The following is a 13127-nucleotide window of genomic DNA, read 5'->3' as shown; positions in this document are numbered from 1 at the left end:
GACATCATGACAACTGTAAATGAAGAAGGCAAAGCTTTGGTGGAACAAACTACTTTTGATAAAGGTAAAGCCTTAGCTGAGTTTATGGAGTATATCCATACTTATTTAACAGATGATGAGTGTGATCAAGTATTGAAAGCTTTTGAGCTTGCTGACAAGGCTCACGAAGGGCAGTTTAGAGCTTCCGGTGAACCATATATCATGCATCCGCTGGCTGTAGCTGATATTTTGGCACATTTACAAATCGACCATATTACACTCATGGCAGCTCTTATGCATGATGTGGTCGAAGATACATCTTACTCGAAGGAAGACCTAGAGGAGATGTTTGGTTCTGAAGTAGCATTCCTCGTTGATGGGGTAACAAAATTAAACCAATTCCAGTATGAAACAAAAGAAGATCGTCAAATGGAAAACTATCGAAAGATGATTTTAGCCATGGCGAAGGATGTACGTGTCGTAGTTATTAAATTGGGTGACCGCTTACACAACATGCGCACATTAAAGCATATGCGTAGTGACAAACAAAAACGTATTGCTAAGGAAACCCTAGAAATCTTTGCACCTTTGGCACATCGTCTCGGTATCTTCAATGTGAAATGGGAGTTGGAAGATTTATCCTTCCGTTATTTAGAGCCGGAAAAATACTATGATCTAGTCGATCAAATGAAACAAAAACGCCAAGTTCGGGAAGACATCGTTAATGATACGATGAGGCAACTTACAAAGGCCTTAAGCGAAGCTCATATCAAGGCGGATATCAAAGGTCGTCCAAAACACTTCTACAGTATTTATAAGAAGATGAAAAAGGACAATCGCGATTTATCCCAAATTTATGATTTGCTTGCCGTTCGTGTAATCGTTGATAGCATCCCTGATTGTTATGCGGTGCTTGGCATTGCTCATAGCTTGTGGAAGCCATTGCCTTATCGCTTCAAAGATTATATTTCCATGCCGAAGTCTAATATGTATCAATCTTTGCATACAACCGTTATCGGCACGATGGGGCAACCGGTAGAGATTCAAATTCGTACTTGGGAAATGCACCGCGTATCTGAATATGGTGTGGCTGCTCACTGGCGATATAAAGAAGGAAATAAAAACGGCGATAAAGAATTTGATCAAAAGGTTGCATGGCTACGCCAGGTTCTTGAATGGCAAGATACTAGTAATCCAACGGAACTCGTTAATGCTTTGAAATTAGACGTTTTCTCTGGTGAGGTATTTGTATTCACGCCAAAGGGTGACGTTGTTAAGTTGCCAATAGGCTCTGTACCGCTTGACTTTGCCTATCGAGTTCATACCGATGTAGGTCATCATTGTGTAGGCGCTAAGGTAAACGGCAAAATTGTACCGCTGGATTATACCTTGCAAAATGGTGATATTGTTGATATTATCACATCCAAAACAGGTCGTCCTAGCCTCGACTGGTTGAATATCGTAGGTTCTTCTGAAAGTAAGAGTAAAATTCGCAATTGGTTCAAGCGTGAAAATAAAGCTGAAAATATTGAAAAAGGCTTAGAAGCTCTTGAAAAAGAAGCGAAACGATTGAATCATAATTGGAAAGAATTATGTGCAGACAACCGTTTACAACATGTAACGAAACAACTTAAAGCCGGTACAGAAGAGGAAATGTTTGCAGCCTGTGGCTATGGCGGCATTCCTGTAAGCACTGTTCTTTTGCGTTTAATTGAACTTTATAAAAAGTCTAAAGAGGTAGAGGAATCTAAGCGCAGCACAGAGCAAATTATCGAGAAATTAAAATCTCAAGGACAAAAGAAAACTAAAAATGGCACTGGTGTTCTCGTAAAAGGTGAAGCTGGTGTGATGGTGCGTATGGCAAAATGCTGTAATCCTGTACCTGGTGATGATATTATAGGTTACATAACCCGTGGTCGTGGCGTTTCTATTCATCGCTGTGATTGCCCTAGCATGGGCCATTCTCCTGAAGACTTAGAGCGGATGATAGAAGTCTCTTGGGACGGTTCTTCTGGCGAATCTTTCCACGTAGGTATTGATATTCAGGCTTATGATCGAGCTGGTATTCTCATGGAAGTTATGGCGGTGCTTTCAGAATTGAAAATCACCATTACTAACATCAATGCTAAGGTTCAAGAGGATACAAAAAATGTAAGCATCAATTTGGTGGTTGATATCCGCGATATTTCACAACTAGATTTCGTAATGACTAAATTGCGTCGTATTCGTGAAGTTTATACTGTTCAACGTAGTAAAGGAGGGGCTTAATGAGCGAACAACAATTAGTACTTATGCGCATGCCTTTAGGTCCATTAGGAACAAATTGCTATGTTATCGGTGATAAAGCGATAGGTGAAGCTTTCATTATCGATCCTGCAACAGCTGAAGTACTAGATGCGCTAAAAAAACATGACTTAAAGCCTAAGGCGGTTGTACTGACACATGGTCATGGAGATCATATTGGTGGTATTCAAGAGATTGTGAATACTTATCACGTACCTGTATATATTCATAAGGGCGATGTACCGTATTTATCTGATCCTGAACTTAATCTTAGTGCTTATAGCAATCCAACGCCAATTATGGTAAAAGCGGAAATCATCGAGGTTAAACAAGGTGATCACATTACATGTGGTGATATTGATCTTGAGGTGCTTGAAACACCAGGTCATACGCCAGGAGGTGTGTGTTATTACATGGAAGGTCTTGTGTTTGTAGGGGATACTTTATTTAGAGATTCCGTAGGCCGTACAGATTTTCCAAATGGCTCTTATGAGACTCTGATATCATCTATTAAGACTCAGCTTTATACATTGCCTGATAATACAATGGTTTATCCTGGTCATGGACCGGAAACAAATATAGGGTATGAAAAACAATACAACCCATTCGTTGGTCAGTAGGTTTAAACGAATTATTTTTTACAGTCGAGGGGAAATTTATCATGAACACAACATTAGAAAAATTAAAAGAACGCATTAAAGACAAAAAGTACAAATTGACCACACAACGTCAAACAATCTTGCAAGCATTTATCGATGCTGAAGAAAATCATTTGAGTGCTGAAGATGTATATGTTCTTGTAAAAGAGGTAGCACCTGATATCGGGTTGGCAACAATTTACAGAACTCTTGATCTCTTCACAGAACTTGATTTGTTAAAACGTCTTGATTTTGGTGATGGCCGTAATCGTTATGAATTAAATGACGAAGAGTTCGCTCATTTCCATCACCATTTGATCTGCGTAAAATGTGGTAAAGTATCCGAGTTTGAAGATGACATGCTTGAAACATTGGAGTCTATCATCGCTAAGAAATTAAACTTCCGTACCATTGATCATCAATTGAAAGTATATGGTTACTGTAGTGATTGCCAAAATCATATGACTGAAGCAGAATTAGAAAAGCTTGAGCGTATGTCCCATCATGGTTAATGGATATCTATATACGGGTCCATTACCACTTGGCTCCGTAGTAGCTCATAACTGTGGCGCGGCAGGACTCTTTTCTGATAAGGTACATCCAGAGGTTATCCTTGAAGCGCATGAAGTGGAAGGAATATATACATTAACTGTTACTATTGGTGATACAATTAAGATTTTTGAAGGCCCTGTTTCCTCTATGGGGCGTCGTCAAATTGGACAAGCCTTGTTGCGCTATTTGCGTGAATATCAAGGATTACCTGCTGAGGCTCCATGGGGAACCATGGTAGGTGTGCGCCCTACAAAGCTACTACATAAATATATAGATACATATGGCTCTGTCCACGCAGCAACTCGTCACATTAGGGACGAGTTTTCTGTGTCTATGGAAAAGCTTGCTACTTTGGGGTCCATTGGCGAATATCAACGTCCGTTTTTATCTGATACAGATGATAAAAAGGTAAGTCTCTATTGTGGTATTCCTTTCTGCGATACGCGTTGCGTATATTGCTCGTTTCCATATGGTCTCTACCAGGATTATGCTGGTAAAAGTCAATTTCTAAGGGCTTTAAACCGTGATATAGAAGATATGAAATCTATTGTTGATTCCTATAATCTAACAGTAGATACTCTCTATATGGGCGGCGGCACTCCAACAGTGCTAGAGGATGAAGACTTTCACCAAGTCCTAAAACTGTTGTCTATACTTGTGCCAGAAGGACATGAGTTTACCGTAGAAGCGGGGCGGCCAGATTCTGTGAATCCTGTAAAACTACAATCTATGTTAGAGCTAGGTGTAAATCGTATCAGCATTAACCCACAAACGATGCAAGATGATATTTTGCGGCGCATTGGACGCGGTCATAGTGCATGGGATATTGATGAGCTTTTACAATATGTAAAAAACAATACATCATTAGCCGTAAATATGGATTTTATCGCAGGCTTGCCTAACCAAACGATGTCAAACATGATAGAGAATATGGATTATGTATGTCAAAATCTGCCGGAAAATGTTACAATTCATACGTTAGCATTAAAACGTGGTAGCCCGTTGTACGATTTACATATGGAAGATGATATTCCTGAAGAAAATCTCGTAGCGGAAATGGTACAATATGGTAAAGAGCGTCTTGAAGCGGCTGGTTATGTGCCATATTATTTATATCGCCAACAATATATGAGAGGGCAGTTAGAGAATATCGGCTATACCTTGCCTGGCAAAGCATGCGAATACAATATTCAAATCATGGAAGAACGCCAAAGTATTCTATCCATGGGGCCCGGTAGCTCGTCTAAGTGGATGCGAGCCCCTGAATATCGTCAGCTTAAACAGCATATGCCAAAAGACGTAGATGTTTATCACGTAACGATAGATGCACTTTTAGAGAAACGACATAAAATTTGTGAAAGATTTTGGGAGGTTGTGTAATGGCTATAAGAAAACCAAGAGGTACACAAGACTTTTTGCCAGAACAGATGATAAATTGGCACTATATTGAACAACGTATGCGCGAAATTTGTAAAATATACGGCTTCAATGAAATTCGCACACCTGCCTTTGAAGAAACTAAATTATTTTTGCGAGGTATCGGTGAAACTACAGATGTAGTACAAAAAGAGATGTACACCTTTACCACCGGAGATGACGGTGGTTCTAGCTTTACCTTACGCCCTGAAAATACGGCGTCTGCTGTGCGCGCATATTTAGAAAATAAAGTATATGGTAAAGAAGGTCTCACCAAATGGTATTATATGGGCCCTATGTTCCGTCATGATAAACCGCAAGCAGGCCGTTATCGTCAATTTCACCAATTTGGTGCTGAGGTATTAGGCTCTCAATCTCCAGTAGTGGATAGCGAAGTTATCTGCATGGTTGTGCAGTTGTTAAAAGATTTTGGACTTAAAGATCTCAATGTAGAGGTAAATTCTGTAGGTTGTCCGATATGTCGTCCTGTATATCGTGAAAAATTAATCGCTTTCTTTGAACCTAAAAAGGAACAATTATGTAGCGACTGCCAAGAACGTTTGTACAAAAACCCTTTGCGTATACTGGATTGTAAAAATGAAACATGTAAATCCTTGTCCATAGGTGCTCCTGAAATTCACGAACATTTATGTGAAGAGTGTCATGATCACTTTGAAGAATTAAAGACTTATTTAACAGCTGCTAATGTGCAATATACTTTAAATCCTCGTCTCGTACGTGGCCTTGATTACTATACAAAAACAGCCTTTGAGGTACAATATACTCCTTTAGGTGCTCAAAGTGCCGTAGCCGGTGGTGGTCGTTACGATGGTCTCGTAGAAGAGCTCGATGGACCGCATACCCCAGCTATCGGTTTTGCTATGGGCATGGAGCGCTTATTATTAGCTCTTGAAAAACAAAACCTATTGCCTGAACCAACTGTAGAACCATCTGCATTCGTAGTAGCTCTTGGTGATGCGGCTAAGGTAGAGGCTTTCAAAATTTGCCAAAAACTTCGCAGTCTTGATATTCCTGTTGAAATGGACGGGCAGGGCAAAAGTATGAAGGCACAATTAAAATACGCTAACAAAATTAATGCGAAATATGTTATTATATTGGGTGATGATGAATTGGCTCGTAAAGAAGCCATAATTCGATTCATGGATACTAGTGAACAAGAGACTGTTTCTCTAAATATAGTAGCTGAAGATATTAAGGCTAAAATTAATGATGAAAAATTTACACAAGAATATAAAGATATAATGAAGAGATTTCCTAGTATACGAATTAGTAATGTTATGACTGGAAAGGATGACAATTAGAATGGAAACAATGCAAGGCTTACACCGTACGCACGGTTGTGGCACCATCTCTGAACAAGAGGTAGGTAAAGAGGTCGTATTATGTGGATGGGTTGAACGCCGTCGTGACCATGGTGGTTTGATTTTCTTGGATTTACGCGATCGTTCTGGTGTAGTACAAGTAGTGGCATCCCCAGATCATAACGTAGAATCGTTCCACAAAGCAGAGGATGTTCGTAATGAATATGTGCTTTGTGTACGTGGTAAGATTACAAAGCGTGATGAGGCTGCTATTAATCCAAATCTTCCTACAGGTGCATACGAAATGTTCTGTGAAGAGTTGCGCGTATTGAACTCTGCTAAAACTCCTCCTTTCTATATCCAAGATGATATCGATGTAGATGAAAATATTCGCTTGAAATATCGTTACCTTGACTTACGTCGTCCAGAAATGCAACGCAACTTGATTTTGCGTCACAAAGTAACTAAAGCAATGCGCGACTTCTTCGATAGCCGCGATTTCTTGGAAATTGAAACGCCAATGCTTACTAAATCTACACCAGAAGGCGCTCGTGACTATCTAGTGCCTTCCCGTGTAAATGCTGGTACATTCTATGCGTTGCCACAATCTCCACAAATTTTCAAACAAATCTTGATGGTTGCTGGTTATGAAAAATATTTCCAAATCGTTCGTTGCTTCCGCGATGAAGATTTGCGCGCAGACCGTCAACCTGAGTTCACTCAACTTGACTTAGAAATGTCCTTCGTAGATGAAGAAGATATTTATGCATTGCTTGAAGAGATGATCGCTCATGTATTTAAAACTGCATTAGGTAAAGAAATTTCTTTGCCTATGCCTCGTATTACATGGGACGAAGCCATGGATAAATACGGCTCTGATAAACCAGATCTTCGTTTTGATATGGCCTTTACTGATGTAACTGATCTTGTAAAAGATACAGAATTCAAAGTATTCCGTTCTGTTATCGACAATGGTGGCGTAGTTAAAGGTATCGTTGTACCTGGTGACGCTGGCATTCCTCGCCGTGAACTTGATGATCTTGTTGAATATGTAAATCGTTACGGCGCTAAAGGCCTTGCATGGGCTTGCTTCAACGAAGATGGTTCCATCAAGTCTCAAATTATGAAGTTCTTAGGTGAAGATACAATTCGCAATATCGGTGAAAAAATGGGCGCTAAAGGTGGCGACCTCGTATTGATGATTGCTGATAAACCTGCAACTGTGGCACGTGCATTAGGTGAACTACGCCTTGAAATGGCACGTCGTATGAATATGATTGACCAAGATAAATTGGCATTCACATGGGTAACTGATTTCCCTATGTTCGAATATAACGAAGATGAAAAACGTTATGTTGCAATGCACCATCCGTTCACAATGCCACGCCATGCGGATCTTGATAAATTAGAATCCGATCCTGGCAGTGTAAAAGCGATTGCTTACGATATGGTATTGAATGGCGTAGAAATCGGTGGCGGTTCCTTGCGTATCTACCAAGCTGACGTACAAGAAAAAGTATTCAAAGCAATTGGTTTGTCCATTGAAGAAGCAAGATCTAAATTCGGCTTCATGCTTGATGCATTCCAATATGGTGCACCTCCTCATGCAGGTTGTGCATTTGGCTTAGATCGTCTTGTTATGTTGATGGCAAAACGTCAATCTATCCGCGACGTAATCGCATTCCCTAAAACTCAATCTGCTTCTGATATCATGAGCCAAGCTCCATCTGAAGTAGAACCAAAGCAATTAAAAGAGTTGCATATTAAACCAGATGTAGAAGAAGAACAAGAGCAATCTTTAGTGTAAAAACATAGGCAAGAATTGATTAAAATCGAAATGTCAAGACTTGTTAATTGCTAATCTTTCTGATACTATTTAAGTATAAGATATCCCTGCCATGTGCGTGTGATATCGCAGTTTTGAGCCAACACATTTACTTTGGGAGTCTGAACTCTCGTCTGAACGTTACGCCCGTACGGGACAACTGCAGGATGAGGAGGACACCCACCTGCCCTTGCAGGATCAAAACGCGGTACATTACGGCATGGTGGGGCTTTTTTGCGTGTAAAAATAGACTTAAATATCATATACTATAAATATATCTTTGGTAAGAATTTAAATTTTTTAAAATCTTAAGAGTCCTAAATGTCATAAACGTTATAAATGTCTTGCCAATATTATCAGTGTTACCGAGTTACTGATGTTATTAGGCTTTTATGACGGGGAAGTAATTGTTTTTTGATTGAATAGTTATAGATATGAAAATACGACAGTTAAACTGAGTGAGAATTGAGGTGATAGAATGGATAGTTTGTTTGATATGACACCTACAAATACATACGAGCCGCTTCCTGTACGAATGCGTCCTACTAAACTAGATCATTTATATGGTCAAGAGAAGGCCGTAGGTAAGGGGACTTTCTTGAGAGCTATGGTAGAGAAGGATACAATACCATCTATGCTTTTTTATGGGCCTTGTGGAACGGGTAAGACTACATTAGCCGGAATCATAGCTAAGGTGAGCAATAGTTATTTTGTAAATCTGAATGCTACTAACGTTGGTATTGGTGAGTTGCGTACTATCATTGAAGACGCGCGAAAACGGGTTCGTTCTTTACAGCAACGAACAATTCTATTCCTCGATGAAATTCATCGCTTTAATAAAAGCCAACAAGATGTGTTGTTACCCTGTGTAGAGGATGGTACTATCATTCTTATTGGCGCTACTACAGAGAATCCGTTCTTTGAAGTTAATAGACCACTTTTATCTCGTTTGCGTCTTATTACATTAGAAGCACTTACACCAAAGGCTATCGGTCAAATTTTACGTCGCGCCATTACCGATGAAGAAGTGGGATTAGGCAAACGCTATCTACAGGTAACGGATGAAGTTCTGGAAGATGTGGGAATTTTCGTCAATGGTGATGGTCGCATGGCCCTTAATATTCTTGAACAAGCAGCAGCTATGGTTCCTGATGAGGGGATGATTACTATTGAAGTTCTCGAAAAGGTCGTAGGTCGTCGCATATATACATACGATAAAAAAGGTGATAGTCATTACGATACAATTTCAGCTTTTATTAAAAGTATGCGTGGCTCCGATGTGCAGGCAACAGTACATTATTTAGCGCGTATGATTGAAGCCGGAGAGGATCCTAACTTCATTGCTCGTCGTATTGTTATTTGTGCAGCAGAGGATGTAGGTCTTGCGGATCCACAAGCTCTCATACTCGCAAATGCAGCAGCTCAAGCGGCTCATATGGTAGGTTTTCCGGAGGCGCGCATTATATTATCTGAGGCTGCGTGCTATGTTGCTCTCGCACCTAAAAGTAATTCTGCTTATGTAGCTATTGATGCCGCGATATCTGATGTGCGACATAAGGATTGTGGACAAGTACCGGATCATTTGAAAGATAGTCACTATAGCGGGGCTAGTAAATTAGGCCATGGGAAAGCTTATAAGTATGCCCACAACTATCCTAATGGATTTGTAAAACAGCAGTATTTACCAACGCCTCTAGTTGATGCAACCTACTATAAGGGCATAAAGAGAGGGACTGAGGAACAGTTACTTCACGACTGGGAGAAACGTTGTAAAAATTAACTTAATATTACGATATATGCTATAATATAATGATAAGTTAATTTACTGTAATGTTATATAAGTAAGGGGTTTGTATAGATTTATGGCAGAAGAAAATACTTCCACCAAAAGACGCAACACACGCCGTAAGCGAACAAGTACAAAACAGCAATCAAAGTCGCAAAGCTTTTCTTTGCGCAGCGAAGTGAAAGGCCTTATTGTCATTGCCTTTGCTGTGATTTCCTTTCTCGGATTTTTCGGCTTTGAACTCGGCCTCGTAGGACAGATTTTAACAGGTATATTCCGTTATGGCTTTGGCCTAGGGGGTATTATTCCTTGTTTATGCGTTTTCTGGTTAGGTTGGAGATTATTATATAAGGATACATTTATTTCCATTACAAAACGAGGGGTTGTAATGACCTTGTTTTTCCTATTTTTGTTAGCTCTTGTTCCCTTGTGGCGCGTTCCTGAGGGGCAGGAACTCATTACTACACAACTAGCTAATCAAGGTGGTTTCGTAGGTGGTGCAATTGCTACATTCCTTCGTACCCTGTTAGGTAACCTAGGGGCTATTATTCTTGATGTATTCTTACTCATAGCTTTTGGATTACTGGTGACACGTTTGTCTTTGCGCAGTGGATTACAGAAGGCCGCGGACAAAACACAGGTTGGCCTTGATGTTGCAAAAGAGGTAGCTGCTGAGAAGGTTGCTGTTGCAAAAGAAGTCTTTGAAGATTGGAATGAACAACGTAAAGAAGCGGCAGAACAGCGTAAAGCTTATAACAGGGAAAAAGATACACGCTTTGCTGATGCGGCAGATCAAGCATTAGATGCATTGGAAAAACAAGGCATTGCTACAGGAAGAGACCTTTTTGACTCTACTACAGCTGTAGATGTTGATCCTATTGAAGATACAGTTACTACTATGGAGTCACAAAAAACTCCTACATCTTGGAAGGAATTGGCTGAGATAGAAGCACGTAATCGTGCGGCTGAGCAATTGGCTAATATATCTGGAGCATCTGGTGATACGAAGTCTTATGAAGCTGATGATTTTGAACAATTCTCTGATACGCATAGATCTACGAGTGATGATTATGTATATGTTCCAGATGAGGACTATTCATATACGCCAGATGAAGAGTATTCAGATGAGGTTGAAACTGTAGAAAATTCTGATGATGAAGAACCAAAATTCTCTTATCAAAATACAACAATAGGCCCATTAGAAACGAATCACGGTGCTATTGCCTCCGCTGTGCCAGGAACGGGTGCAGCTGCAAGCTCTGTAAGTGCTGGAGCTGGTATGGCAGGTATGGGTTTACAAGTACCGTCCATTATTAGTACTACAGAAGATACGGCGCAAGTAGCTGTATCTAAAGATGGACAGATTCATCGGTCCTATGATAGACCTTACCATTTCCCAAGCCTAGATATTTTGGCGAAAGGGAAGGGGAGTCAAAACAATGGTGAAGAAGTAGCACAAAATGCGATGATGCTTGAACATGTATTGAGTGACTTTGGTATTACTGCAAAGGTTGTTAATGCTACACAAGGGCCAACTGTTACACGTTATGAAATTGAACCTGCACCAGGCGTGAAAGTGAGTCGTATCGTTAATTTAACAGACGATATTGCCCTCAATTTGGCAGCGCAACATATTCGTATGGAGGCTCCGATTCCAGGGAAATCTGCCATCGGTATTGAGGTCCCTAATAAAACGACAGAAGCCGTTCATTTACGCGATGTACTTGATTGCAGTGACTTTAAAGATGCTCGTGGAGGTATTCCTGTCGGTCTTGGTAAGGATATTGCAGGGAAGCCTGTTATTACAGACCTTGCGAAGATGCCTCACTTGCTCGTAGCTGGTACAACTGGCTCTGGTAAATCCGTATGTGTAAATACATTAATTTCTAGTATTCTCTTTAGCCGCAAACCGGAAGAGGTTAAGTTATTATTAATCGACCCTAAGATGGTTGAATTGTCTATTTACAATGGGATTCCGCACTTGATGGCTCCAGTTGTAACGGATATGAAAAAAGCAGCAGCTGTATTGCGTTGGGCCGTTCGTGAAATGGAGGCTCGTTATAAGGCGTTTGCTGCATCTGGTAAACGTGATATTAAGAGCTATAATGAGGCTCATCCTAAGGCTGCAATGCCGCTAATCGTGTTGATTATCGACGAGTTAGCTGACCTTATGATGACGGCTCCTGATGATATTGAAGAATCTATTAGTCGTTTAGCACAAATGGCTCGTGCCGCAGGTATTCATATGGTTCTTGCGACACAACGGCCATCTGTTAACGTTATTACCGGTTCTATTAAGGCTAATGTACCAAGCCGTATTTCCTTTGCTGTAGGCTCTCAAATTGACTCCCGTACCATTCTTGATATGGCAGGAGCAGAGAAACTATTGGGTAAAGGGGATATGTTATTTGCTCCGATTGGTGCAAATAAACCTATTCGTGTACAAGGAGCCTTCATTTCTGATGATGAGGTAGAAAAACTTGTAGAGTTTGTGAAAGCTCAACGAGAACCAGAATATGATAATACGGTAACTCAAGAAGTGGAAAAGGAAGCTGAAAAAGAATCTTCTGATGCTAATGATGTTTACCGCGATGAATTATTAGAGCGAGCTGTCAATCTCGTTATGGAATCTGGTCAAGCTTCCGTATCGATGTTGCAACGTCGTTTCCGTATAGGTTATACCCGTGCGGCACGTCTTGTAGATACAATGGAAGACCTTAAAATCGTTGGTCCTAGCATGGGCAGTAAGGCGCGAGAAATTTTAATGAGCCCTGAACAAGCTAAGGCTAGATATTTCTCCGATTCCAATGATGAGCAATAATTAGCTAATTACTATATGAATATTACGTAGATTTAGAAAGGAACGAAAATGGCTGAATTAGGCGAAGAATTACGACGTGAACGGGTAAGACGTAATCTAACCTTTAAAGATGTGGAGCAAGTGCTGCACATTAAAACAACCTATTTAGAGGCTATCGAAGATGGCAACTATGATATCATTCCTGGTCAAGTTTACGTAAAAGGTTTTATTCGAAACTATGGTAACTACTTAGATCTTGATGGGGATCGCTTGGTAAAAGTATATCAGGGCCAAGTAGGGGACATAGATACCTTTTCTTTACGTTCTGTTACAAGACGGAAGGCTCAAGCAACTCCTAATTTGGTACAAAGTGAGTTTGTTGAATACCAAACATCTAAAAAGCGTATGTCCTTAGAAACGCGTCAACGAAAACGTCAACGCTCTATTGTACAAGAACGCATTATTTTAGGGATTATTTTAGTTTGTATGGCATTATTTTTACTATGGTTATTCCTGTTCTAGTATC

The 13127-nt window shown here is 40.2% G+C and carries 9 protein-coding genes and 1 other RNA gene; all 10 read left to right on the top strand.

Going from position 1 to position 13127, the window contains the following annotated elements; translation table 11 throughout:
* Window positions 1–6 precede the first annotated feature (6 nt).
* The 10 genes from HMPREF0874_RS03035 to HMPREF0874_RS02995 all read left to right on the top strand — a co-directional run bounded on the left by HMPREF0874_RS03035 (window position 7) and on the right by HMPREF0874_RS02995 (window position 13123).
* A complete protein-coding gene (locus tag HMPREF0874_RS03035) occupies window positions 7–2247 on the top strand; it encodes a bifunctional (p)ppGpp synthetase/guanosine-3',5'-bis(diphosphate) 3'-pyrophosphohydrolase (RefSeq protein WP_021148338.1) in 2241 nt (746 codons plus the stop codon).
* A complete protein-coding gene (locus HMPREF0874_RS03030; protein WP_008601381.1) occupies window positions 2247–2882 on the top strand; it encodes an MBL fold metallo-hydrolase in 636 nt (211 codons plus the stop codon). The genes HMPREF0874_RS03035 and HMPREF0874_RS03030 overlap by 1 nt, the downstream gene beginning before the upstream one ends.
* A 41-nt stretch (window positions 2883–2923) precedes the next feature.
* Complete coding sequence (locus HMPREF0874_RS03025; protein ID WP_008601380.1) at window positions 2924–3412, top strand: Fur family transcriptional regulator; 489 nt, start codon at window positions 2924–2926, stop codon at window positions 3410–3412.
* Window positions 3405–4832: a coproporphyrinogen dehydrogenase HemZ gene (hemZ, locus tag HMPREF0874_RS03020; RefSeq protein WP_008601379.1), complete on the top strand. Its 1428-nt coding sequence runs from the start codon at window positions 3405–3407 to the stop codon at window positions 4830–4832. The genes HMPREF0874_RS03025 and hemZ overlap by 8 nt, the downstream gene beginning before the upstream one ends.
* Entirely contained in the window at window positions 4832–6190 is a 1359-nt protein-coding gene (gene hisS, locus HMPREF0874_RS03015; protein ID WP_008601377.1) for a histidine--tRNA ligase, read from the top strand. Before hemZ ends, hisS begins: the two co-directional genes overlap by 1 nt.
* Window position 6191: 1 nt before the next feature.
* On the top strand, window positions 6192–7997 hold the full coding sequence (aspS, locus tag HMPREF0874_RS03010) for an aspartate--tRNA ligase (RefSeq protein ID WP_008601374.1): 1806 nt from the start codon (window positions 6192–6194) through the stop codon (window positions 7995–7997).
* Window positions 7998–8077: 80 nt separating this feature from the next.
* Window positions 8078–8249, top strand: a non-coding RNA gene (gene ssrS, locus HMPREF0874_RS09900) — 6S RNA.
* A 244-nt stretch (window positions 8250–8493) separates the two neighbouring features.
* Window positions 8494–9795, top strand: a complete 1302-nt coding sequence (locus tag HMPREF0874_RS03005; protein WP_008601371.1) for a replication-associated recombination protein A — start codon at window positions 8494–8496, stop codon at window positions 9793–9795.
* An 82-nt stretch (window positions 9796–9877) separates the two neighbouring features.
* On the top strand, window positions 9878–12622 hold the full coding sequence (locus HMPREF0874_RS03000; RefSeq protein ID WP_004698688.1) for a DNA translocase FtsK: 2745 nt from the start codon (window positions 9878–9880) through the stop codon (window positions 12620–12622).
* A gap of 48 nt (window positions 12623–12670) precedes the next feature.
* The gene (locus HMPREF0874_RS02995) at window positions 12671–13123 is read left to right on the top strand and encodes a helix-turn-helix transcriptional regulator (RefSeq protein WP_004698676.1); all 453 of its coding nucleotides are present in this window, start codon (window positions 12671–12673) and stop codon (window positions 13121–13123) included.
* The last annotated feature ends 4 nt before the right edge of the window (window positions 13124–13127 follow it).

Origin of the sequence: Veillonella sp. 6_1_27 (genome assembly GCF_000163735.1) — a bacterium.
In the GTDB taxonomy this organism is placed as follows: domain Bacteria; phylum Bacillota; class Negativicutes; order Veillonellales; family Veillonellaceae; genus Veillonella; species Veillonella parvula_A.
Note: the sequence above shows the minus strand (reverse complement) of the source record. Positions and strands in the feature narration are given on the sequence as shown.